The 23,381-nt window shown below is 56.2% G+C and carries 17 protein-coding genes; 13 read left to right on the forward strand and 4 right to left on the reverse strand.

What is annotated here, in order from left to right; genetic code table 11:
• Positions 1 to 42: 42 nt before the first annotated feature.
• The 9 genes from YERSI8AC_RS04065 (at position 43) to YERSI8AC_RS04105 (ending at position 11,620) form a co-directional block, all read left to right on the forward strand.
• Entirely contained in the window at positions 43 to 1,479 is a 1,437-nt protein-coding gene (locus YERSI8AC_RS04065; protein ID WP_159176148.1) for an efflux transporter outer membrane subunit, read from the forward strand.
• A complete protein-coding gene (locus YERSI8AC_RS04070) occupies positions 1,476 to 2,615 on the forward strand; it encodes an HlyD family secretion protein (protein ID WP_159176149.1) in 1,140 nt (379 codons plus the stop codon). The genes YERSI8AC_RS04065 and YERSI8AC_RS04070 overlap by 4 nt, the downstream gene beginning before the upstream one ends.
• Positions 2,609 to 4,150, forward strand: coding sequence for an MFS transporter (locus YERSI8AC_RS04075; protein WP_201304178.1), 1,542 nt, complete (start codon positions 2,609 to 2,611; stop codon positions 4,148 to 4,150). Before YERSI8AC_RS04070 ends, YERSI8AC_RS04075 begins: the two co-directional genes overlap by 7 nt.
• A gap of 97 nt (positions 4,151 to 4,247) precedes the next feature.
• Positions 4,248 to 4,448 (forward strand): LysR family transcriptional regulator, encoded by a 201-nt coding sequence (locus tag YERSI8AC_RS04080; protein WP_171051215.1) that lies wholly within the window; start codon positions 4,248 to 4,250, stop codon positions 4,446 to 4,448.
• A gap of 434 nt (positions 4,449 to 4,882) precedes the next feature.
• The gene (locus YERSI8AC_RS04085) at positions 4,883 to 5,050 is read left to right on the forward strand and encodes a hypothetical protein (protein WP_425336964.1); all 168 of its coding nucleotides are present in this window, start codon (positions 4,883 to 4,885) and stop codon (positions 5,048 to 5,050) included.
• Between the two features lie 233 nt (positions 5,051 to 5,283).
• A complete protein-coding gene (locus tag YERSI8AC_RS04090; RefSeq protein ID WP_442907203.1) occupies positions 5,284 to 5,682 on the forward strand; it encodes a hypothetical protein in 399 nt (132 codons plus the stop codon).
• Positions 5,683 to 5,807: 125 nt separating this feature from the next.
• The gene (locus tag YERSI8AC_RS04095; protein WP_159176150.1) at positions 5,808 to 6,617 is read left to right on the forward strand and encodes a sulfite exporter TauE/SafE family protein; all 810 of its coding nucleotides are present in this window, start codon (positions 5,808 to 5,810) and stop codon (positions 6,615 to 6,617) included.
• A 175-nt stretch (positions 6,618 to 6,792) separates the two neighbouring features.
• Positions 6,793 to 7,716 carry a bifunctional helix-turn-helix transcriptional regulator/GNAT family N-acetyltransferase gene (locus tag YERSI8AC_RS04100; protein WP_236557234.1) on the forward strand — a complete coding sequence of 308 codons (924 nt, stop codon included), beginning with the start codon at positions 6,793 to 6,795 and terminating at the stop codon, positions 7,714 to 7,716.
• A gap of 757 nt (positions 7,717 to 8,473) precedes the next feature.
• Complete coding sequence (locus YERSI8AC_RS04105; protein WP_159176152.1) at positions 8,474 to 11,620, forward strand: ATP-binding protein; 3,147 nt, start codon at positions 8,474 to 8,476, stop codon at positions 11,618 to 11,620.
• Positions 11,621 to 11,636: 16 nt separating this feature from the next.
• Here the strand turns inward: YERSI8AC_RS04105 and YERSI8AC_RS04110 are convergent, their stop codons facing one another.
• A complete protein-coding gene (locus YERSI8AC_RS04110) occupies positions 11,637 to 13,268 on the reverse strand; it encodes an FAD-dependent oxidoreductase (protein WP_236557235.1) in 1,632 nt (543 codons plus the stop codon).
• 241 nt (positions 13,269 to 13,509) lie between these two features.
• Between YERSI8AC_RS04110 and YERSI8AC_RS04115 the strand changes: the two genes are divergently transcribed.
• Positions 13,510 to 13,977 carry a VapA/VapB family virulence-associated protein gene (locus tag YERSI8AC_RS04115; protein WP_101148383.1) on the forward strand — a complete coding sequence of 156 codons (468 nt, stop codon included), beginning with the start codon at positions 13,510 to 13,512 and terminating at the stop codon, positions 13,975 to 13,977.
• Positions 13,978 to 14,265: 288 nt separating this feature from the next.
• Here the strand turns inward: YERSI8AC_RS04115 and YERSI8AC_RS04120 are convergent, their stop codons facing one another.
• Both YERSI8AC_RS04120 and YERSI8AC_RS04125 read right to left on the reverse strand, forming a co-directional pair.
• Positions 14,266 to 15,345: an ATP-binding protein gene (locus tag YERSI8AC_RS04120; protein ID WP_159176154.1), complete on the reverse strand. Its 1,080-nt coding sequence runs from the start codon at positions 15,343 to 15,345 to the stop codon at positions 14,266 to 14,268.
• The gene (locus YERSI8AC_RS04125; protein WP_236557236.1) at positions 15,342 to 16,115 is read right to left on the reverse strand and encodes a response regulator; all 774 of its coding nucleotides are present in this window, start codon (positions 16,113 to 16,115) and stop codon (positions 15,342 to 15,344) included. Before YERSI8AC_RS04125 ends, YERSI8AC_RS04120 begins: the two co-directional genes overlap by 4 nt.
• Before the next feature lie 130 nt (positions 16,116 to 16,245).
• Between YERSI8AC_RS04125 and YERSI8AC_RS04130 the strand changes: the two genes are divergently transcribed.
• From YERSI8AC_RS04130 to YERSI8AC_RS04140, 3 genes are all read left to right on the forward strand, one after another.
• The gene (locus YERSI8AC_RS04130; RefSeq protein WP_159176155.1) at positions 16,246 to 17,403 is read left to right on the forward strand and encodes an efflux RND transporter periplasmic adaptor subunit; all 1,158 of its coding nucleotides are present in this window, start codon (positions 16,246 to 16,248) and stop codon (positions 17,401 to 17,403) included.
• A 22-nt stretch (positions 17,404 to 17,425) separates the two neighbouring features.
• Positions 17,426 to 20,572: a multidrug efflux RND transporter permease subunit gene (locus YERSI8AC_RS04135; protein WP_159176156.1), complete on the forward strand. Its 3,147-nt coding sequence runs from the start codon at positions 17,426 to 17,428 to the stop codon at positions 20,570 to 20,572.
• A 116-nt stretch (positions 20,573 to 20,688) separates the two neighbouring features.
• Positions 20,689 to 22,203: an MFS transporter gene (locus YERSI8AC_RS04140; RefSeq protein ID WP_159176157.1), complete on the forward strand. Its 1,515-nt coding sequence runs from the start codon at positions 20,689 to 20,691 to the stop codon at positions 22,201 to 22,203.
• Positions 22,204 to 22,358: 155 nt separating this feature from the next.
• On the opposite strand, the gene YERSI8AC_RS04145 is transcribed toward YERSI8AC_RS04140, so the two are convergent.
• A complete protein-coding gene (locus YERSI8AC_RS04145; RefSeq protein WP_022519781.1) occupies positions 22,359 to 23,294 on the reverse strand; it encodes a LysR family transcriptional regulator in 936 nt (311 codons plus the stop codon).
• Positions 23,295 to 23,381: the final 87 nt, after the last annotated feature.

A 23,381-nucleotide genomic window follows, 5' to 3' on the forward strand; every position in this document is an offset into this window, starting at 1 on the left:
CATGCGTGTTATTAGACTAACAGTGTTAGGTTGGTGTTGATGATGAAATACCTCTGTAGCTTTATGTTCGCAGTCACGCTTTCGGGCTGTGCCAGCATGGGGGACGTAGAAAACTCCCAGTCCACTTTGAATACCCCGGAATCTTTTGGGGCCGTGGATATAGAGTGGCATCGGCCATCATCGCATTGGTGGGAGCGTTATCATGATTCCGGTTTGAATGCGCTGATAAATCAAGCGCTTTCCCAGAGTCCTGACATACGGTTGGCCCAAGCACGCGTCTCCCAAGCGGCTGCTGTCGCCAATCAAGCCAGTGCGGAACGTGGGCCCAAGGTGGACGGGAGTGCTCGTGCAACGCGTAAACGTTATGCAGAGCAATACGATGCCGACGCGCCTTTGGCGGGGCATTATGGATCGACTTTTGTTCTTGGGGCTGAAGCTCGCTATACCTTCGATTTCTGGGGGCGGCAGCGTGCTGCCTTAAATGTAGTGCTGGGAGAAAAGGCAGCACGGCAAGCCGAGGTGCAAGATGCAAAGATTTTACTCACCAGTCAGATTGCCGAGAGTTGGTTTGAGCTATCCAGATTGCTGGAGAGAAAAAAGTTAGCTGAGGACGCTCTCGAATTGCGCACCAGAACTCTGCGTATTGTCGAGTCTCGGGTTAAGGCGGGGCTCGATACCGAGGTTGAGCGCTGGCAAGCCGAGGGTGATCTGCCCGCCACGGAACGCGATATTGCTGAGCTCGATGAACGGATCAGCTTGCAACGAAATACGTTGGCAGCCTTGGCAGGGTTACCGATGAAGGCGTTGGCCGATGCGGTGCCAAACGTGGAGCCAGCACGGGAATCCTTCTTACCAGCATCAATACCCGCTGAACTGATTGGCCAGCGCGCCGATGTCGTGGCGGCGCGTTGGCGCGTGGAGGTGGCCACTCAGGGCGTTGAAGTGGCCAAAGCCGATTTTTATCCAAATATTAACTTACGTGCTTTCGCAGGTGTGGCTCGACAAGGTCTTTCTGTGGGGTTGTCTGACTGGTTTGATGCAGGTAGCCGCACCTACAGTATTGAACCTGCCATCAGTTTGCCAATTTTTGATGCTGGCCAATTGCGTGCCCAGCTAAAAGAGCGAGTATCGGACCTTGATGCCGCCGTTGAAATCTACAACCAAGTGTTGCTGGCGGCTGTTCGCGATGCAGCGAATCAGATGGTCTCGTTGGACGCACTGGAACCACAGCTTCAGGCTCAAGAGCGAGCCTTGTCTGCTAGACGTACAGCATTTGATCTAGCTAAGCGGCAATACGCGTCTGGTTTGACGAACTATCTGACCGTGTTGAATGCCCAGAATGCCTTACTTCAAGCACGCAAACAGCAAGCGGATATAAGGTCGCGCGCCTTGGTGCTTGATGCCGAACTCAACCGCGCTTTGGGTGGTGGTTTCGATACCTCAAACTCAACCATACATTTTACGGGTAAGTCATCATGAGCACGTCTGAAGTAGGTAAACGGCGGTCCTGGACTGTGCGTGTGGCACCATGGGTAGGATGTGTTGCCATTTGCGTGTTGGTAGTGCTGGCAACGACACATTGGCGTCACTGGACAAGTAATCGAACGATACAAACGACTCAAAATGCCTTTGTAAAATCGAACTTCGCGATACTGAGTGCCAGGGTCTCAGGGTATATCAACGTATTACCAGTCGGTGATTATCAAGCCGTCCAGGCGGGTGACATTATTGCTCAGATTGATGATGTCGATATTCGGCTCAAGATCTCTGCCAGAGAAGCGGCCCAAGCCAAGGCCCAGGCTGAGTTGGAGAACCTGGATCGAGAGGTGACTCAGCAGCGTGCGCGCATTGAGCAAACTCAGGCCAAAGTGCGCGGGACCGAGGTAAGGGTGCACCAGTATCAAACTAGCCCAGAACGCCAGTCTGGGCTGGTTCAGGAGGGGGCGCTATCCCGTCAAGTGTTTGAAAGAGCCCAGGCAGACTTGGATCACGCTGAAAGTCAACATGATGAGGCGGTTGCAGAATTAGAGCTGGCAAATACTTCGTTGAGTGTTTTAGAAGGCCAAAGAGCCGTCCGTCGAGCCGAGTTGGATGCAGCCACCGCTGATCTCGAAGCTGCTCGCCATGATCTTGACTATACGCGAATTGTGGCACCTTTCGATGGTGTCATTGGCAAGCTGAAAGTTCAGCGTGGCAGCCTGGTCACCACTGGAACGCAAATTGTTTCTCTCGTTCCCTCAGCACGGCCTTACATCATAGCCAATTATAAGGAAACGCAGCTTGCCCATGTGATGGATGGTCAGCCGGTCGAACTGACCGTCGATGCGTTGCCTGAGATGACGTTCCGAGGCCGTGTGGCGGAAATCTCTCCTATGAGTGGTGGTGAAACCGCATTATTGCCAGCTGACAATGCTTCAGGCAATTTTACCAAGGTCGTGCAGAGAATACCGGTTCGTATTGAACTGGAGCCAGGGCAGGAATCCATCTCGAAGTTGCGGCCGGGTATGTCGGCTGAAACTTCCATCAATACCGAGGGGAAGCTGATAGCGTCTTATCCGCCCTCTTCGTTAGAGATGGTGAGTTCCGCCTCTCGTAAGGGAGCGGGTCAATGGTGAAGCTCCCGGACATGCTTTCCAATACCGTCCGGCCGCGGCCCGTCTTGACCGTAATGGCGATTTTCCTGGGAGCGGTCCTGACGACCTTGCAGGGGCGGCTGTTTTCGATGGCGCTGACCGACCTGCGCGGTCAATTTGGGTTGGATGTGCTGGAGGCTGCGTGGTTGGGTACGGCACTGAATGGTGCCCAGTTGATCACCATGCCGATTGTCCCCTGGCTGGCCACGGTAATCGGTCCGACGCGGGTGTTAGTCGCTCCCAGTCTCGTACTTGGCTTGGTGACCTTGTTGATCCCCATATCCGCGCAAAACTATCCAATGTTACTGATTCTGCACTCCATCACAGGGCTTTGCCTGGGGATTTACCTCCCTCTGACGGTTTCTCTGGCACTACGCAATCTACAGCCACAATTCTGGCTCATGGTCATGGCCGCCTATAGCCTGCGTGTCTCAACGGGAATGGATGCAGGGGTCGGCATCTCGGGATTTTTCGTGGAAGAGATCAGTTGGCACTGGGTTTACTGGACAGCGAGCATTGTCGCACCAATCATTGCTCTATTAACATGGAAAGCGATACCTCTGGCACCTGTAGAGCGTGAAAAGTGGTATGAGGTGGATTGGGGAGGCATGGCTCTATTCTGCAGCGGGTTGGTACTGATTTTTATTGGTCTTGAATCAGCCGAACGCTTGGGGTGGTGGGATTCTGGGCTTGTCGTTTCCTCTTTGACAGGTGGGGGAGTGCTCTTTTCCTCAGCCGTTGTGCGTGCAGTAATAACGAAGAGAAACAGATTTGGCGAGCTTATCGGACTGAGCAACTGGAATGTCAGAATCTGCATGGTGATTGCCTGCTTATTTGGCGTTTTGATGACACCTACTTCGCTGCTTATTCCGACATTTATTCAAGAAATGGGAAGTCTCAAGCCACTGCAGGTTAGTACTGCCACTTTCGTTGCATTCAGCGCTTATCTGGCCTCGATACCGTTGGCTATCTTCCTGGCTCGACGGATAGAGGCTCGGCTGCTGATTATTCTAGGGGTCACGGTGATTGCCGTTGTTGCATGGATGGGAGGCGACATCAGTCATAGCTGGAGAACGGAGCAGTTTATCTCAATGCTTGTTTTTCAAGCGCTGGGTGAAAGCATTATGTTGATTGGTTTGATTGCTGCTTTTGTCACAAATATTAACCCGCAGCATACGATAGCGTTGGGTGCTTATATTCCGATCGCTCGTGTAATGACCCCAGTAGTGGCAGGTACTGTTATGTCGACTTGGCTACGGATGGCAGGGGATACGAGTCGTGCTTCACTAAGTATGTATTTGCAGGAAGGAGATCCTGTCGTCGTTGAAAGGCTATCCAATATAGGGTTGTCGGGTATTGCACAAGGGCTGACTCGAGAATCACATGTGCTTGGCTATATTAGCGGATTTCACTTGGTATTTTGGGTGAGTGTTTTGTCACTTGCTCTGGCTACACTGCTACGTTCATCGCCTCCTAACCCAATTACTCCTCCGAGAGCCGTTGCAGAAAGGATATAGTTCACTTTCATTGACAAGTAATGGTGTTGGGGGAGGAAGCATGGCCGGGGAGATGCCATGCCGTGGCATTCTTGCACGCTGGCTATGAGGGAGTGGTATGGAACTCCGTCACCTGAGGTGTTTCTTGGCTGTCGCTGAAGAACTTCACTTCGCTCGCGCGGCCGAAAGACTGCACATTGAGCAGTCACCGTTGTCACGCACGATTAAGAAACTAGAAGAAAACCTGAGAGAACAGTTGTTCATCCGCACCAGCCGCAGCACAAGGCTGACCCGCGCGGCATCCATTGCTCTCACATAAGCGTATTCTTCTGGAGGAAGTGCTGCGTTATCCCTTGGTGCTGAGGTCTGTGAAGGCCATGCGCGCCAGATTGATCGCGCCCTGCGACCTGATGATGGCGCTGGTATCGGCCGGTTTTGCCTTGGGATTAGCTGGTGCAACACACATCACGGCTAGTCGTGATGTGTGGCGTGGTGGCCCATCCGCTGTCAGGGCGATCGCCGATGCTGACAACGTATCTGTTGCGTCGGGAAGCGGAGATATCGGATGTCTTGATTCGCTTCATTGAGCGGGTGCAGGGCCTTGCATCATCTGAGGGTATAAGGCTTGTCCCTCCACCCGAACTTGGCTAGGGGGATGTCGAGCTATGAAGCAGGTTATCCCATCACTGCTGGTTGCAGCGCTGTCCGGTTGCGGCCCATCGAAAGCGCCGAGCAAGGTCCGAAGAGCCGACCGTGGACGAGCTGTCCGGCGATTCCAAACAGTTGACGGAGCTGCGTCGGCAGTGCAAGGCGGAGCGGGCCGATGTGTTATGCAACCGAGTCGCCGAAGCCACACGCAAGCGATTCTATGGCGATGGGGAAACGCCCTATACACCACCGGAGGAGTCACCTAAGTTCTGATGTCAGACCACTGACAACAAATTCCTCTTTTCTTTACTGACACGCCGCAACGCGCTCCCGCTTGCGGCGTTTTTATTGTGTTATTTCCGGTATGAAAAGATGTTTTTTTCATCAACTCCATCCCGATAATAGATCTTTGATCGGCACCGGCTCGGCACTGATCCTCGCGTTATACGGCGTCCTTGTGTCGCGATGGAACGAGGCATTAGCGCGAAGATATCGGAGGTCGGTGAATGCACTCTCAGGGCGTATTGTTCGGACAGGTCACTGCCATTTTCGGCATCGTGATTGTCGGTGTTTGGGGCGCCACACAGTGGACCGCCGCCGCCCTGGGCTATCAGCTACGCCTCGGTTCTCCTTGGTTTGATCTCTTCGGCACGCCGGTCTATCACCCTTGGCGACTCTTTGACTGGTGGTTCTTCTTCGGCGCTTATGCGCCGGAGATCTTCGATATCGGCGGCGCGATTGCGGGTAGCAGTGGTCTGGTCGCCGTCATCCGTATTGACTTCCATCACGCCGCTCATGCCATAGAGAAACTGGGCACGCCGATGGGTATGAAAATCGAGGAGGGTGCCGGGGCGGTAGTCAGTAACGATGGCCACTATGGGCCGTGCCACATGATCCACATCTGAAAGAGGTGTCTTGAGCATTAGCGTTAACCTGGCTGAAACGCGTTGATGGTTGTCCGAGTGACGAATGTCGGCCAATCCTCGCCAGCATATAGTGCCTGCTGTTTCGTTTCATCAGGAGAGTGCCGGTGTATAGCGTATTGCTTCTTTGTGGCGGGTTGGCGGGAGTGACTACCGTGTTGTTCGGTTTCGGTGGTGGGTTTGTGGTGGTTCCCTTGCTGTATACCCTGCTGATTTCCGTCCATGGGCCGGATAGTGGTATCGGTCAGGCGGCCATGCATATCGCGGTGGCCACCTCGACGGCGTTGATGGTATTTGCTGCTTCCCTGTCTACATGGCGCCACCATCTACGGCAGACCGTGCAGTGGCACCTGGTGCGTCCGCTGGTGGGCTATATCGCCGTGGGCGCCGTGCTTGGCGCGGCGGCTGCCGTGTCGTTGAGCGGGGAGTGGGTGCGCTGGGCGTTCATCGGCTATCTGAGCATCACGATTGCGGATGCCGCTCTGCGACCCGGTTTTCTGCATCAGGCGGGGAGTGATGTGCGTCCTATGGGGCGTGGGGTAACGGCGATGACGGGGACATTGATTGGTGCGGTGGCCGCCTTGCTGGGCGTTGGCGGCAGTGTGATGACCGTACCGCTCATGCGCCGTAGAGGCGCGAGTATGACGGCAGCTACTGCCATGGCCAATCCGTTGTCGTTGCCCATGGCGGTGAGTGGCTCCGCGACGTATGTGTTGCTGTCGGCAAATCACCCAGCGTTGGGGGACTGGTATGCCGGTTATGTGGATCTGCGCGCCTTGCTGGTACTCGCAGTGGGCTCATGGCTCGGTATCCGCTTGGCATCGACCTGGATCGGACGCATTCCTGACCGTCTTCATGCCAGGGTGTACTTGCTATTGCTGACCATGGTGCTGGTGGTGATGGTTTTTGTTCATTGAGTGTTGCTTGCTTGGGAGATGCCTGTTTGGGAGATGTGTGGCGCTTGATATTCAGGTCGTCGCGCAGTCGAGTGAGCTTCTTTTATTTTGTCAGTAGTTTCTTATGAGATCTTGTTGACATAGTTGCCTAAAGCAATTAATTATGTGCTTAAGGCAACTAACTGGAGGCCTCTTTATGGCCGTAGAACAGCGCTTGCATGAGCGAGCTGGAACGGTGCGAAGCTTCAACCGTTTCTACACGCGTCAGATCGGTGTGCTACACGAGCATCTGCTGGAAAGCCCATTCTCGCTAACGGAGGTTCGCATTCTGTATGAGCTGGCGCATCGGTCGATGCTTACCAGCTCGGATATTTGCCGGGAGCTGGGGCTCAATGCCGGTTACGTGAGCCGGGTGCTGAAAGGCTTCGAGAAGAAGGGGCTCATCACCAGGATTCCCTTGCCCTCCGATCGCCGGGCGGCGCAACTGCAATTGACTGATCATGGGCGGGAAACTTACCTGCCGTTGAGTGATGCGTCGCAGCGCGAAGTTGTTGCCATGCTCAAGCGGCTTTCGGAGCCTGAGCAACACCAGTTGATCGAGGCGATGCATCAAATTGAGAGCCTGCTTGGCGATACCGATTCGAACTACCTGCTGCGCGACCCGCAGCCGGGCGATATGGGATGGATCGTCCATCGGCAGGCGGTTCTTTATGCCCAAGAGTACGGCTGGAACAGTGAATATGAAGCACTGACAGCAGACATCGTCGCCAAGTATCTGCGTGATTATGACCCGCAATGGGAACGGTGCTGGGTCGTCGAGAAGCAAGGCAGTGTCGTTGGCTCCGTGTTCGTCGTTAGGGAAGACGAAGCGACCGCAAAGCTGCGGTTACTCTATGTCGATCCCTGCGCCCGAGGTCTTGGAATAGGTGGCCGTCTTGTCGATGAATGCCTAAGATTCGCCCGCCAAGCTGGCTATAAAAAAATCATCTTGTGGACCAACAGTGTTCTTATTGGTGCGCGAAAAATCTATGAAAGGGCGGGTTTCGAACTGGTTGAGGAAACGCCCCATCACAGCTTCGGTAAGGATCTTGTCGGTCAGGTGTGGAGCCGTGGGCTGTAAGTCCCTGCGTCGCGAGGCATCGATCTGCCTAGGTAAAGGCCGTATGCCGGATAGCAGGGGGGGGGGGCGAGCGCAAACCTTTAAATGATATTGCTAATTTGCCACCGTGGCTCAGCAAGTTGTATGCGTTCAATGACCCAATCCACGAATACCCGCACGTCAGCATATGTAAAATCTGCACGTAAAGAACGTAAATCATCTTATGCGATACGCCGATTTCCTGGACTGGCCTGGAAGGCCCCTGAATAACCAGGATTACCTCCAGAATGGACAGCACCAGTGGGAGCCAGCCGAGAAGCTAAATCGTGTAGTAACGGCCTTCAGTACCATCAAAATCATAGGCAATAACAAACGGGGTGAGTCTTTTGGCTATCTAATTGCCTCTTTAATGTTGGCTTTAACGCTACGCATGACCGTCAGCTATAGCTGCATCAAGCTTTTTCTGCTACTGCTTCTATTCTACCAAATTCCAATTAGTATCTGGCTATATTATGAGCCGAATATAAACCATAATCGGCTCATCCTGTGAGCTGAATGGGCGAGGTGGTAGGTCTATGTATTTCTGCTCATCTTTCCTCAAAACTAGTGCCGCTTGCTCTGCACTAGCTCGTAATCTGCTAGGCTTAGTTCCATCTAATACTAAAAAACCATAGGCTTGCACAAAAGCTAGCCAGTCTTTGCACGCCGATTTTTCATGTAAAGCGTGATGCAGTGCCATGGTCGACATTTCCCGCGTGTTCGAGAAAGGAAGGCAATCATGATCGCTCCCCAAGATGGGCGTTTGCGGCTGGATCGCCAGCGCTTGAAGCAGCACCGCAAACGGCTGGGCTTTAGTCAGGAGGCGCTGGCCGAGTACTGCTTCGACCAGCGCCTATGCGTTTCTATTGCTTCGATTAAACGGGCCGAGAGTGGGCGGGCGGTGCTTTATCGCACCGCTCGCCACTTGGCTGAGATCTACGGCGTCGAGGTTGAGGCGCTGTCAGCGAATGCGGAAGAGGCCGCCGCTGTGCCTGCCGCTGATAGCGAAGAGATGGAAAGCGCGCGTGTCTTGATCCAATTGCATGCTGTGGTGGCTGACCAGCCAACCCTGGCGACCTGGGTTCAGCATTTCGGCGGCAGCCTGGCGGAAGAAGGGACGGCCCTGTTTGGTCTGCCCCGGGCTTACCGTAGCGATGCCCAGCGGGGCCTGTTGTGCGCCGCGACCCTGGTGGAACAGGGGGTGGCGAAGGTCGTATATCTCCAGGCTGGCCAATGGCCGTCCGCTACGCCCCCTTCGATAGCGGAAGAGCGGAGCGGTGTTTGGGTTGAGCGCGGGGTGGCGGTGCAGTTGGCGGAACGCTTTATCTTCGATGATGAAGGCGGGGATTGGCTGCGCTACCGCCATCCCCGAGACGAATCTCAGGAGGCCCGCTTCGAACTGGTGGGGCGCCGAGTGCAGTTGGGGCAGCTGCAGGCCATTTTAGAGAGTACTTGTGACTATCAGGCTGGCCATCTGATCTATATTCGCGGCGTGGCGGGCATCGGCAAGACGCGTCTCAGCGCCGAGTTTGCCGAGATGGCGGCGGCGCATGCCGATCATCATCAGGCCGAGGTGTTGGACTTCGGCACGCGTGCCGATGAAGGCCCGTTGATGCAGCTGACTCGTTCGCTGCTTCAAACGTCCGATGAGACGAAAGGTGAAACGATAGACGAAGCGAGCCTACTCGCTCGCCTTTCGGCGCTGCGTTTGCCCGTGGATCATGCCATGCTGCTGCGCCCGTTGCTGGGGCTGGCTCAGCCAGAGGATGCGCAGCGTCTCTATGCGGCCATGACCCCGGAGACCCGCAGCCAGCGTTTGGTTCTGGCACTGCGCGACACTCTCCTGGCGCGGTCTATTCATCGCCCCCAATTGCTGGTGGTGGAAGACCTTCACTGGGCCGATGAGGCGCTGCTGGGAACCCTGACTGGGCTACTCCAGGAGACCCTGGAAGCACCGGTGATCTGGCTGTTTACCTCACGCTTAGAGCAGGACCCACTAGAGACCCGTCTAAGGCCACAGTTGCCTGAGTCGCCGCTAACCCTGATCGAACTTCCTCCATTGCGCCCCCAAGAGGCCGAGGCCCTGGTAGCCAGCTTCGGAGCGGTTCCCACCGAGCATGCCTCCCGCCTTGTCACTCAGGCCCAGGGCAATCCGCTGTTTCTGACTCAACTGTTGCTGTTTCATCCCCACTGCAGCTTGCCAGCCAGCCTAGCTAATCTGGTACAGACCAAGCTGGATCAGCTCACCGACCTGGATCGTCGGGCCATGTGCGTCGCTGCCGTTATGGGGCAGCGCTTCTCGCTAGCGTTGCTGCAGGAAGTGGTGGGGCAGGCCGATTATCGACCTGAACTCCCCCAGCGCTACAGTTTAGTACGCCCGCTGGAAGAGGGGAGCTATCGCTTTGTGCATGACCTGATTCTACAGGGCATCTACGAAGGGATTCCAAAAATACAACGCGACCGCCTGCATCTCCGGCTGGCCGAGCTCTATGGTGAAACGGAACTGGGGCTACGTGCGCGCCATCTTCACCGTGCACGTTCCCTGGAAGCACCGAATGCGTTCCTGGAGGCGGTGGCAGCGGAAATGCTGCGTTATCGGCATGAGGAAGCCATGGCGCTGCTGAGACAATGCCGAGCCATCGATTATGCGCCGAAGGATGAGTACCGGTTAGTGCTGCTGCAAGGCCAAGTGGCGATGGCGACCGGGCGCATCCAGGCGGCTCGCGAGCACTTCGAGACGGCGCGCACGTTCGCCCGAGAGGAGTGTCAGCGCATTACCGCGGATCTTTGGCTAGCCCGGGTGCTGAACATGCTCGATGCCCTAGAGGCAGAAGAAGCGATACTCGATGGGCTGTTGCCCCTGGCCGAGATGCTGAAAGACCCTTTGCCCCTAGCTGAAGTGCTTTACCTAAAAGGTAATCTCTATTTCCCCCGGGGCGATTTTGCCACCAGCCGGGCCTACCACACTCGGGCACTGGAGCAGGCCCGATTGGGTGGCGATGTGCATACCGAAATCCAGGCCCTGAGTGGGCTAGGCGATGCGCATTATGCCGAGGGGCAGATGCGCAGCACCTACGAGCTTTTCGACCACTGTGTGGCACTCTGCCGAACCCACGGCCACGCTGACCTAGAAGCCTCTAATTTGTTCATGCTGGGTACGGCTCGTCTTTATGCTAACGAGACCGAGGCGGCGTTGGCCGACTGTTTCGATGCTGCTGAGCTGGGCAAGCGTGTTGGCAATCGGCGTGCTGAAGTGGTGGCTCGGCTAACGGCGTCCTGGGTTCTGATTTCCCAGGGCAATCCCGATGCGGCCGACGAGCAGGTCACACAGGCGCTGGCAGTGGCTCGCGGCCTGGGGTCAGGGCGCTTCGAGGCCTTTCTGTTGGAGAGCCGTGCCCGTATCGAGCTGATCACCGGACGACAGGCTGAGGCGCGAGCCAGTATCGAGCGTGCCTGGCAGTTGGTGGAACAGCACCGTCTGACGGCCTTTATTGGCCCTTGGGTGCTCGGCACTCGGGCGCTGTTGGAAGAGGATCCCGAGGCTCGCTTGGAAACGCTACAACAGGGTGAAGCGCTGTTGGATGCTGGCTGCGTGGGGCACAACGGCTACCGTTTTTTGGTCACGGCGGCGGAGGTTAGCTTGCTTGACCATCGCCCTTCCGCAGCCCGCCACTATGCCCAGCGCTTGACCCAGCTGATGGCGGCGGAGCCCTGTGCCTGGGGCGAGCATCACCGAGCGCTGATTGAGGCTCACGCTGTTTGGTTGGAGAGCTGCGAAGAGAACGGCGAGTCTAGCGCTCTGGAAGCTTTACGGGATTGCTGGCGCCAGGGCGAAGCGGCTGGTCTGCTGATGACGATGCCTTGTATGGCTGCCAGCCGTTACTAGTCGTCGCGCGTTATCTTTACGTTGATCCGGTGTCCCCCAGCAGCAGGGCGATGAGATGCTCTGACTGTTCCAGGCACTGCTCCTGAAGGCCCGCGCCGCGCGCCCAACCGCCAGCAAACAGCAGCGGGCATACGTTCTGGTTTCCCTCGTAGCGTCCTTGGGCGGTGGTTCGGTTATAGCGCTCGATTTCCGCTTGAGCTTCCAGGCAGTTGGCATCCAGTACATTGTGCTTGAACAGGGTCCAGGCTTTGCCTTCCAGAGCGCTGCCCAGTGGCGGCAAGCGGTCTCGGTAGCCAGCTTCGTTTGGATCGGTGGCTATGGAGTCGTTCAGGGGCGAAGGGCGCCGCTCGAGCATCTCGCGGTGGGGAATCTTGTTGAGATCATCCACCAGAGAGACGAAGTACTGCGGCAGGCCTGCCTGATTGTAATCACTGTTCTCTGCATCGTTCTGGTGGCGGTTGGCTACATAGTCGATACGGTAGGGGAAGAAGGTGTCTTCAGGGTTCCGTACTTCGATATTGTAGGTACGCCATAGGTTGCGATTGGGTGGCAGGCGGGCTGCAGCGGTGTGACAGACGCTGAAGCTGCGGGTGTAGCGCACCTTGCCAAGAATATGCTGAAGGCCTTGCTGGATCTCAGTCAGGCCGTCGCCAAAGGTCAGTATCGGCAGGGCATCTTCAGCATGGGTGGCCATGATTAGAATATCTGCCTGCCAGCGGCGTTCACCTGAAGCGGTACGCTCGGCTAGCGTTGCGCCCTGGGGCGAGAGCCTTGCCTCTACGTCGATGCCGCGCAGGATTTTGACTCTTGGGCCCTGAGTCTCGGGGTTGGCGATATAAGCGGCCAAGGCCTCAAGCCAGTGCTGGGAGCCATGCTCGAAGTAGCGGCGGTCCGGGGGCGAGCCACCTTCCTGAATGCGGTAATACTCGAAGGGAGCTTGGAGTGGCATACCGCCCGGGCCGCGATCGTCGGCGAAGTACATGGCCGATATGCGTGGATAGTAGATGGTGTGGCGGATGCGTTCCAGCCGAGCTGGCAGCGCCGGGTCCTGCCAGTCGATGGTGATTTTCAAATGATCCGCTGCGGCTGCCAGCATCTCGACGGGCGTGGCGACACAGCTGTCGAAGAAGTCATCTACCGTATAGCGGGGCGTAATGCGTCCACTCTCCACTAGGTCGATGGCGCTTTGATGCACCACGGTGATCAACGGCGCTAGCTTGCCCCCTTCGGCCTGATTTAGCTCGTGGGCGGGGTCGCTGACACCGCGGGCCAGGTCGCTATCATCGGTCAGGGCTATCGCTCCGTCACGGCTGAAGTAGCTCTCGGTATTCTCTAGCGGCTTCATGCGCTCTAGCTCGCCGATCTCGCTAAGCACCGTGCGCAGGCGATGATAGGTGGCCAAGTTGACATCATTGACCCCCAGGTCGGCCCAGCGCCGATAGGGCGACTCGGGCTTGCCCGGTTGCCGCCGATTGCCGAGGTCGACCCACACCGTTTCGGCGTTGCCGCCAAGCGTGGCTTTGCGCTCGAATAGGGTGATTTCTATCTGCTGGGCTGCTTTGCCACCGAGCTTCTGAAGGTAGTAGGCCAGTGACAGGCCAGAGACGCCGCCGCCGATAATGGCAACCCGAAGCGTTGAAGTGTCCATCGTTATTCTCCTTATGCAGTCGTTTGCTCCAGGATCTTCCAAGAGTTCGTTGCTGCCAAGGGCGCAAGAGAAGCTGATACCGAAGTGATCCGTTGTACTTCGTGTGGCTATTGTTAGCAATATTGGTGATGCCGAGCTGATGCTGTGACTGCGCAGTATCTAAGCTGAAATGCTTAGGGCAGGTAAGCCGCGGTCGATGACCGGCCGCCGATTTCACAACATCCGCATGAGGTATCTAACCATGAATGCTCCTCAAAGCAATGTTCCTCAAAACAATGCTCCTCAAACCATTGATAAAAAACTGATCGCCCACGACTTTCGTGTTGCCATGCATGAAAAACTCGAGCCTGAGCAGATCGATGACGTTGCCGACGCTTTGATGGCTTCCGAGAAGGCCTATCCTGCTACCGGCAGCGTAGCCAGCCTGATCTTCTATCTTAGGTTTCAGGTTAACATCACCGATGGCAAGTCCTTCGATGGCAATGCTGGCGGCATCTCCTCAGCGGGCGGCGGCGCTCTCTTTGGGGATGTCTATACCAAAGATCTCGAACGGCTCTATCGTGATACGGTAAGTTTCGAATTTCAGGGTACGCCAGTCTATCTGAGCATCCTGTTCTTCGACGGCGACAGTAATCTATTGGGCCACTTCCAGTCGGGTGCCGTCTCCACCGTTACCGGCGCTGGCGGTGGCACAGGCAGCTGGAGTTGAGTCTTAGCCGTATGCTGATTCTAAACCTGGGGGCGCCCTCGGCGTTCCCGGGTAACCGCGAGCAAGAACGTCAGCATGCTCTCAATCCATTCTTCACAATCCACTCTTCTCCCCTGATTTCCCTCCACCTATACTTCTCCATCCCAGTTAGCTTTCTGACTAACCTATGAGCCGAATATGAACTCTATTCGGCTCGTGTATCTCTGGGAGCAGCGCCAATTGCGCGAGCAGGCAACCACTAAGGATTTTTTCTTAGTAGTTCGCCAAGAGGGTAAACGCGCTATGTCATCACCCCCTATGTGATTGAGAAGGCCAGCGCAACTCGAAACAAGAGCCACCCTCATCAGAGGGGTAGCATTTAGCCTCGCCACCATGGGCTCTTGCAATCGCCGCGACTACCGCCAATCCTAGCCCGCTTCCTCGCTTGTCTCCTGGCATACCACTGTCAGCGTCCCGCGCATGCCGGAATGCCGTGAAAATCTGAGAAGCATATTCCTGAGGAATACCTGGGCCGGTATCTATAACACGCAAAACACACCAGCCGTCGTCCTGGCGCGTTTGGATGATGAGTGTCCCTGGGGATGCATGCTGGCGAGCGTTTTCCAGCAACGCAAGCAATGCCTGACGAATACGGACAGGGTCGCAATACACGGCGCCAGATTGCAGATCAAGGGTTGGATAATGATTTGATGCATCTAGGGCATGTCTACAAAATTCAACAACTGATTCAATTTCAGCAGAAAGATCACATTGTTTGATCTCAAGGTTCAGATGGCCGCTTTCGGCCAAGCTTACGGCGCGAAGGTCTTCAATCAGTTGTGCCATACCGTCGATTTGGGTAAGGAGGCTTTGAAACTGGGGTTTTTCGGGGGGAAATACGCCTTCTGCCAAGCCTTGCAGGCGTCCGCGTAAAATAGTAACGGGCGTACGCAGCTCATGGGCAATAGCCGCATTCCAGAACGTCATTTCCTTGGACATTCGCTGTAATTGGTCTGCCAAGGCATTGAAGTCGTTTGCCAAAACGGCGGCCTCGCCTAAAGAGCGATCACCCGTCGTGGCGCGTGCGTCCAGGTCGCCTTGCGCGACGCGACGCATGCTTTCTGTGACGGAGTTTAGCGGCACCAGAATGCGACGTGCCAAGTGAATACCCACTATCACGGCGAACGCCAGCCCAACCAACGTAGTGCCAACGAGCCAAGCCCACTCTAGCCCCGACGGGAACATGTTGGGTTCGTTAATCGACCCCTGCCAAAAATGGAAGGTAATGAAATAGAACACATAAGAGGTCACCACGACTAACAGTGTGATCCCAAAAGCCATTGCTGCCATTGTCAACGCGATTGTCCGGCTCAATCCAATGAGTTTCATTCTGTTCCCCACAGCCGGTACCCAACGCCGCGTATGCCAACGGGTATGCCTCTCACATCGACGTCTTCCAGTTTTTTACGCAGCTTGCTGATATGGCTGTCGACAGTGCGCTCAAGCGCCTCACCCTCGGGGAGGCAGGCGGCCAATAACTCTGCGCGGGTGCAAACTTTTTTGGGCGCGCGTGCAAGGTGCGTCAACAACCTGAATTCGGTGAGCGTCAATGCAAGACTATGCGAGTCTCCTCCCACCTGAACAAAGGCTTCGTGTTGTTCCAGATCGATCTCAAAGGGCGGAACCCGGAGGACACGGGGTTGATGGCTAGCATCAGCCATGGTGCGCCTTAACACTGCCTGAGTGCGTGCGACGACTTCGGCAGGATTAAATGGCTTGACGACATAGTCGTCGGCACCAAAACGCAACCCCATCAGTTTATCAATATCCTGATCCATCGCGGTCAGCATGATGACGGGTGTCTTACCCCGATGACGAACCTCTGACAGCACCTGCCAACCATCCATTTTAGGCATCTTTACATCAAGTAAGACGAGATCGGGTTTCATCGACAAGTGCATTTCCAATGCCTTGCGTCCATCTTCTGCGTGGATAGTTCGAAGGCCCTCACGTCTCAGATAAGCCTGAAGAATATCAGCGATCTCAGGCTCGTCTTCGGCGATGAGAACCAGTGCTTGCAGGCCAGAAGAAGAATTTGGCGACTGTTGAGTCGTGGACATGTAAGTGCCTAATGAAACATTAATTGTGTTCTCCATCATATCTACACATACCGTCGACGTTAATACCACGCTACAGCGATATAGTCCCCTTCAATTTTATTGCTAGGCAAATGTTTACCTATTTCTCAATGAGCTAGGTCTGAAAAAACGATGCCTGAAGGGAAGATGCATGACGATCCGACATATTTACCGCAATGGTGGCCTCTGTGCCTTGCTGCTAACCGTGCTAACCGCCTGCGGGCCAGTTGAGCAAGAAGTAACGCCGTCTCCTGCCCGAGTGTCTGTCGTTACCTTGGAACCCGTTAGATTGGAGCTGACCGAAGACTTACCGGCCCGGGTCGCTCCTTTTCAAGTGGCGGAAATTCGTCCCCAGGTCAGCGGAATTGTTCAACGTCGACTTTTCGAACAGGGAACCGACGTGAGTGCGGGGCAGCCATTATTCGAAATCAACCCAGCGCCGTTTCGAGCTGAAGTGGAAACGGCAGAAGCCGCTTTGCAGAAAGCCGAAGCCGAGCTTGCGAATGCCCGTGCGCAGTCCGCTCGGTTGGAGTCGCTGGTCAGGGGGCAGTCGGTGAGCCGCCAGGCCTATGACGACGCCGTATCCAAAAGTCAGCAGGCCGCTGCTGAGGTGGCCCAAGCGCGTGCCACGCTGTCGCGCCGCCGCCTTGACTTGGAATTCTCCACGGTGGCGTCTCCCATTGCTGGCCGAATTGATCAAGAGTTGGTCACGGTGGGAGCGCTTGTCGGCAGCAGCGATAGCACGCCCATGGCCCGTGTTCAGCAGATCGATAAGGTCTATGTCGATGTTCAGCGTTCGGCTTCCTCACTTGAATCGCTTCAAGATGCGATGGCGGCGCAACCTTCGCTAGATAATGGTTTACCGGTCACCATCCTCGGCAGCAACGGTACACCCTACGATGTCACCGGACGCATTCTTTTTTCGGGCATCAATGTGGATGCCAGCACGGGTGACCTTTTACTGCGTGTACTCGTGGACAATCCCAATCGACGCCTGCTGCCCGGTATGTTTGTGCGTGCTCGCGTGCCCTACGCACGCTATGACAACGCGTTGACGGTGCCGCAACAGTCCGTGGTGCGCATCGGCGGTAAGCCCTACGTGTGGTTGATTGGTGACAGCGACAAGGCGGTGATGGTCTCAGTGGAGCTTGGTGAATTGGCGAACGGTAATTATCGGATTAAGACGGGGTTGACAGAGGGGCAGAAGGTTGTCGTCGAGGGTATAGAGCGACTTTCTGATGGTGTCGAAGTCAGCGCGACTGATTGGCATAGGTCATCGCCTCTTGAGGCTTCAGTGGCATCTTCTTAATTAAGCTTCAGGAGTCTCCGCAATGCCTCAGTTCTTCATCCAGCGCCCAGTCTTTGCGTGGGTGGTCGCGCTGTTTATCATCCTGCTGGGCGTGATCGCCATTCCTAAGCTGCCGGTCGCTCACTACCCCTCGGTAGCGCCCCCTTCGGTGACCATCACTGCGACTTACCCCGGCGCCACACCGCAGACCATGAACGATGCCGTGCTCAGTCTCATCGAACGAGAACTGTCCAGCGTCAAGAATCTGCTGTACTTCGAATCGTCGGCGGACTCTTCAGGGTCGGCCTCTGTCACCGCCACCTTCAAGCCAGGGACAAATCCGGAACTGGCCCAAGTGGATGTGCAGAATAGACTCAAGGCAGTCGAGCCTCGGTTACCCCAGGCGGTTCGTCAGGATGGGCTGAGCGTCGAGTCAGCGTCATCCAGTTTTCTGATGATCGTAGGTCTGAATTCCGAGGATGGGCGCTTTGATGAGATTGCCCTGAACGATTATATGGCCCGCAATATCGTCGAGGAGCTGCGCCGCATTGATGGTGTCGGTCGTGTGCAGCTGTTCGGTGCTGAGCAGGCAATGCGAATCTGGATAGAGCCGGAGAAGCTGATTGCTTTCGGCTTGTCGGTGAATGATCTCTCGACCGCGATCACGGAGCAGAACGCACCGATTGTGCCGGGCAGCATCGGCGCGTCTCCGGCCTTACCCGGCCAAAAGGTGTCCTCGCTGTTGACCGCACAGGGGCAATTGAGCACGCCGGAAGAGTTCGCCGCTATCGTGCTTCGCGCTAATGTCGACGGCTCCAAAGTGGTGTTGGGCGATGTGGCGCGCGTCGAGTTAGGGGCCCAATCCTACGGCTTCTCCAATCGTGAGAATGGTCAGCCAGCGACGGCGGCAGCCATACAGCTGGCACCCGGCGCCAATGCTGTCCGCACGTCGGAAAGTGTGCAAGCGCGTTTGGCTGAGTTAAACCAGGCGCTACCCGCGGGTATGAGCTCATCGGTCCCCTTTAATACGGCCCCGTTCGTTAAGGTTTCTATCGAGAAGGTCATGCATACCCTTATCGAGGCGATGGTATTGGTGTTCCTGGTGATGCTGCTGTTTCTACAGAACATCCGTTACACGCTGATTCCCGCACTGGTCGCGCCGATTGCGTTGTTGGGAACCTTCACGGTGATGCTGCTGGCAGGTTTCTCAATCAACGTGCTGACGATGTTTGGCATGGTGTTGGCGATTGGCATCATCGTCGATGACGCTATCGTGGTGGTCGAGAACGTTGAGCGCATCATGGCCAAAGAGGGATTGTCGCCAAAGGACGCCACCATCAAGGCGATGAAGGAAATTACTGGCGCGGTGGTGGGCATCACCCTGGTATTGACGGTGGTGTTTATCCCGATGGCCTTCTCGAGTGGCTCGGTCGGTGTGATCTACCAGCAATTCGCGCTGGCGATGGTGGTCTCGATTCTGTTCTCAGCGTTTCTGGCGTTGACGCTAACACCGGCGCTATGCGCCACCCTTCTCAAACCCATTAAGCCGGGGCACCACGACAAAGGCGGTTTCTTCGGCGTGTTCAACCGGTCGCTTAAACGTATGACCGCCCGTTACGAATCGCGTGTGGGGAAACTGGTCGCCCGCAGCGGTCGGGTCATGCTGGTGTTTGTGGTCATCGCAGGTGTGCTGGTGTTCGCCTTCCGCCAGTTGCCTTCGGCTTTTCTGCCGGAAGAGGATCAAGGCTATTTCATGACCAGTATCCAGTTGCCCGCTAATGCGACAACCGAGCGTACCTTGGATGTGGTCAAGGCGTATGAGGAGTACGTCATGGCGCGCCCTGCTGTGGACGGCAATATGTCTATTTTGGGCTTCGGGTTCTCTGGGGCTGGCGCGAATACAGCGCTGACGTTCACCACGCTAAAGGAGTGGGGGAAGCGCGACGGTGCCACGGCGGCGAGTGAAGCGGAAGGAGCTCAGGCAGCCATGAGTCAATTGAACGAAGGGACGGTGATGAGTATGTTGCCGCCGGCCATTGATGAATTGGGCACCAAGTCCGGCTTTACGATGTTCTTGCAGGATCGACGCAACCAGGGGCCGGCGGCCCTTAAGGCTGCCGAGACGACGCTGCTTGAACTGGCGGCGCAGAGCAAGGTAGTCAGCGACGTCTATTCCGACGGCCTTCCGGAAGGGGCGAGCATTCGTCTTGACATCGATCGCCAGAAAGCCGAAGCGCTCGGCGTGTCGTTCGCCAACATTAGCGAAATCCTGTCTACCGCGATGGGGTCGTCCTACATCAACGATTTCCCGAATGAGGGCCGGATGCAGCAGGTGATTATGCAAGCGGATGCGTCGGCACGCATGCAGGTCGACGACGTGCTCAAGCTGCATGTGCGAAATAGCAGGGGGGGCATGGTTTCCCTGTCAGAGGTGGTGACTCCGGTGTGGGACGAAACACCGCTACAAATGGTGCGCTACCTGGGCTATCCCGCCACCAGCATTTCCGGCAGTGCGGCGAAGGGGGCTTCCACTGGTGATGCCATGGCTGAAATGGAGCGTCTGGCGCAGCAACTTCCGCCCGGTTTCGCAGTGGCCTGGACGGGGCAGTCCCTTCAGGAGCGCCAGTCCGCTGCCCAGGCACCCATGCTGGTGGCGCTATCCATCCTGGCGGTGTTTCTGGTGTTAGCCGCTCTCTACGAGAGCTGGTCCATTCCGCTGTCGGTCATCCTGGTTGTGCCGCTGGGGTTGCTGGGGGCGGTGGCGGCCATGTTGCTGCGTGACCTGCCTAACGATGTTTTCTTCAAAGTCGGTATGGTCACCGTGATCGGGTTGTCGGCGAAAAACGCGATCTTGATCGTTGAGTTCGCAAAACAGTTGCGTGAGCAAGGTAAGGGGCTGATGGAGGCCGCGGTGGAAGCCGCCAGTCTGCGCCTGCGTCCGATTCTTATGACCTCACTCGCTTTCGGCTTGGGAGTGGTGCCGTTGATGGTTGCGTTTGGCGCCAGTGCCAAAACCCAGCATGCGATAGGCACGGGCGTTTTCGGCGGCATGGTTAGCGGAACGCTTCTGGTGATTCTCTTCGTCCCGGTGTTCTTCGTTTTCGTGATAGGTCTTCAGGAGCGCGTTAGTGGCAGGCGTACGGCTCGTCGCCTTTCATCATTACAACCCGATAACGATATAGAGCATTAATGCTATGCGCCGACTGATTCCGCCTATCGTGCTAACGCTGTCGGCGTCCCCTGTGTCAGACACCTTTTCAGTGGCAGCGTTGGAAGTGACATCATTATCTAGGAGTTAAGTGGCTAATGCTTTCTGCTATCCCACAACGTTGGCTAGTTCTGTTTGCTGTAATGCTGGCGTTCCTGCCCGTTGTCATCGACATGACGATCCTGCACGTCGCTATACCTGTACTGACGCCGGCGCTAGGTGCCACTGGCACCGAAGTGCTGTGGATCATCGATATTTATCCGCTGCTGATGGCGGGCCTGCTGGTGCCGATGGGCACGCTGGCTGACCGAATCGGTACGCGTCGTGTGCTGCTGACCGGACTCTTGGTGTTCGGGGTGGCGTCACTACTGGCGGCATTCTCGACGACACCCGTCATGTTGATCGGTGCTCGAGTGCTGCTCGCCATTGGCGGATCGATGATTATGCCTTGTGTGCTAGGTGTTATCCGCAAAACCTTCGAAGATGAGCGCGAGCGTGCGATGGCGCTTGGCCTATGGGGAACGGTTGGGGCCGCAGGCGCGGCAGTTGGCCCATTGATTGGTGGTGTCTTGTTGGAACATTACTGGTGGGGCTCGGTATTCCTCATCAATGTGCCCATCATGCTAGTGGTGGCGCCGGTCGCCTATGCGCTGCTGCCCCGCCGCGAGGCGACGACGCCAGGCAAATGGGCTTTCGGTCAGGCCTTGATTTTGCTTGTTGGTATCATCTCGGTGGTTTACGGCATCAAGTCTGGGGTGGGTGCGGGGCAGCCGCTGTGGCGTGCAGGGTTGGTGCTCTTCCTGGGGCTAGCGATGCTGACCTGGTTTGCACGTATCCAGTTGCGCTCGGCGGAGCCGATGCTGGACTTATCGCTATTTCGCCATCCGGCCATTGTTGCTGGCATGGTGATGGCGCTAGTGGCTTCCGGCGCACTGGCAGGTGTCGAACTGACGCTGGCGCAAGAGCTGCAATATGTGCTGGACAAGACGCCGCTGCAGGCCGGCCTTGTTATGGTGCCGATCATGGCGGCCGCTGCAGTTGGTGGCCCTGTTGCAGGCTACCTGTCCAACCGGTTCGGCTTACGGTTGGTTGCCAGCATGTCGATGGCGATTGCGGCAGCCGCTTTGGCCTATCTGGCGCATGCTGACTTCCACGCGCCTGACTGGACAGTGCCAACAGCCTTGGCCGTGCTGGGGCTCACCCTAAGCATCGGCCTGACCGCTTCCTCAATTGCCATTATGGGGGCAGTGGACGCCAGTAAAGGAGGGGCTGCAGGCTCTTTGGAAGCCACCGGCTACGAATTGGGCAGTGGGCTCGGCATCACCCTGTTTGGGGTTTTCATGGCGAGCGTCTATACCAGCACTATTGTACTGCCGTCACACTTGGATCCAGCCCTCGGTGCACAGGCTGTGCGCTCGATCAGCGACAGCATCGTTGTGGCACAAGGACTGGCTGCAGATCAGGCGGATGCACTCATCATGGCCGCGAAGGCGGCATTCTCCACCACGCACTCGATCTTGCTAACAGCTGCTGCGATTCTCATCGCTTTACTGTCGGTTGTGGTGTTTCTGATGCTGGGTAGCCACCCAGAAAAGGTGGGGGCGCACGAGTGATGCTGGCCGTGCACTGGCACATCCATGCGGTTTTAGCCCCGGTGTTAGCTGTTAAGGTAAGCGTGGCGGGTTGCCTTGGCTGCCTCATATGGGGGCATTACTGGACGCGAATTACTCCCCAAATTTAACGAGTAAAAGCGCTACCTGATTTAAGCTCAGCGCTTCCCGGCAGACTGTGATTGCATTGAGCTCGCGAGTACTTTCCATAGGTGTTCAGCGGCAGGAGTGAACCTTCTTCCTTGGCTACGGATGAGATGGCAGGTAGCGGTATGCGATAAAGAGTGCTCGACAGGGATCGCAACGATATCACCACGATCCACCAATGGGCGTGCAGACTGCCGCGTCATGAAGGCAATACCTAGCCCTGATATTGCGAGCGCAATAGCCGTTGAAAAATGATTGCACTGGTAAGCGGGCAGAGGGGCTAGGTGTTGGCTGCTGAACATTTCATTGATGTACTGTTGGATGCCGAATTGTTCTGCCATAAAGATCAATCGCTGGGAGGCCAGGGTTTCAAGCGTAATGGCTTCAAGGCCTGTCAAAGCATGATGTGGCGGCACTATGGCGCAAATGGGGCCGCGGTTAAAACTGCGAACCATGACCGGAGGATCGCCTAATGGACCAAAGCTGATCGCCATGTCCACTTTGCCCCGCAGCATCATATTGATTGTTTCACTCATGTTGCCAGAGTGAATATCGACAAACACATCAGGGTAATCTGCACTGAACTGTTGGAGAGGCCCTTCCACAAATTCACTGATCATACCCTGCCCGACCCGTAGGCTGACACTGCCTCGACGCAAGTGGCGCATATCCTGCAGTGTCTCGGCTAACTGACGCCGCCGATACAGCATTTCCCGGTGGTGCTCGATCAGTAGCTTTCCCGCCTGGGTCACCGTGACGTTCCTTCCCTGTTTTTCGAGCAAGGGAATTTGCAGATGGCGCTCAAGCAGCGCTATTTGCCGGCTAATGGCCGAAGGGTTAACGCCGACTGACTCGGCAGCCGCTCTAACACCTCCTTGCATGGCAACCTCGTAAAGGTAAGCCAGTCGATGCTCGGTAATTCCCTGGTCTATGCGTTGTTGCACCATTCTCTCTATCCTTCACCGGCTTCTTAACCGTTGCTTTGAACGCAACGATTCGGCTGCGCGCTTCTTATTCTTTCCTTGTTACGCCCC

The sequence above is a fragment of the Halomonas sp. 113 genome, assembly GCF_904067645.1.
GTDB lineage: Bacteria > Pseudomonadota > Gammaproteobacteria > Pseudomonadales > Halomonadaceae > Vreelandella > Vreelandella titanicae.

Bases quoted from the DNA above. Each gene is read 5' to 3' on its own strand.
- YERSI8AC_RS04075 (WP_201304178.1), top strand. From the start codon at position 2,609: ATGGTGAAGCTCCCGGACATGCTTTCCAATACCGTCCGGCCGCGGCCC.
- YERSI8AC_RS04080 (WP_171051215.1), top strand. From the start codon at position 4,248: ATGGAACTCCGTCACCTGAGGTGTTTCTTGGCTGTCGCTGAAGAACTT.
- YERSI8AC_RS04120 (WP_159176154.1), bottom strand. From the start codon at position 15,345: ATGAAACTCATTGGATTGAGCCGGACAATCGCGTTGACAATGGCAGCA.
- YERSI8AC_RS04105 (WP_159176152.1), top strand. From the start codon at position 8,474: ATGATCGCTCCCCAAGATGGGCGTTTGCGGCTGGATCGCCAGCGCTTG.
- YERSI8AC_RS04110 (WP_236557235.1), bottom strand. From the start codon at position 13,268: ATGGACACTTCAACGCTTCGGGTTGCCATTATCGGCGGCGGCGTCTCT.
- YERSI8AC_RS04100 (WP_236557234.1), top strand. From the start codon at position 6,793: ATGGCCGTAGAACAGCGCTTGCATGAGCGAGCTGGAACGGTGCGAAGC.
- YERSI8AC_RS04135 (WP_159176156.1), top strand. From the start codon at position 17,426: ATGCCTCAGTTCTTCATCCAGCGCCCAGTCTTTGCGTGGGTGGTCGCG.
- YERSI8AC_RS04090 (WP_442907203.1), top strand. From the start codon at position 5,284: ATGCACTCTCAGGGCGTATTGTTCGGACAGGTCACTGCCATTTTCGGC.
- YERSI8AC_RS04065 (WP_159176148.1), top strand. From the start codon at position 43: ATGAAATACCTCTGTAGCTTTATGTTCGCAGTCACGCTTTCGGGCTGT.
- YERSI8AC_RS04140 (WP_159176157.1), top strand. From the start codon at position 20,689: ATGCTTTCTGCTATCCCACAACGTTGGCTAGTTCTGTTTGCTGTAATG.
- YERSI8AC_RS04145 (WP_022519781.1), bottom strand. From the start codon at position 23,294: ATGGTGCAACAACGCATAGACCAGGGAATTACCGAGCATCGACTGGCT.
- YERSI8AC_RS04125 (WP_236557236.1), bottom strand. From the start codon at position 16,115: ATGATGGAGAACACAATTAATGTTTCATTAGGCACTTACATGTCCACG.
- YERSI8AC_RS04115 (WP_101148383.1), top strand. From the start codon at position 13,510: ATGAATGCTCCTCAAAGCAATGTTCCTCAAAACAATGCTCCTCAAACC.
- YERSI8AC_RS04070 (WP_159176149.1), top strand. From the start codon at position 1,476: ATGAGCACGTCTGAAGTAGGTAAACGGCGGTCCTGGACTGTGCGTGTG.
- YERSI8AC_RS04130 (WP_159176155.1), top strand. From the start codon at position 16,246: ATGACGATCCGACATATTTACCGCAATGGTGGCCTCTGTGCCTTGCTG.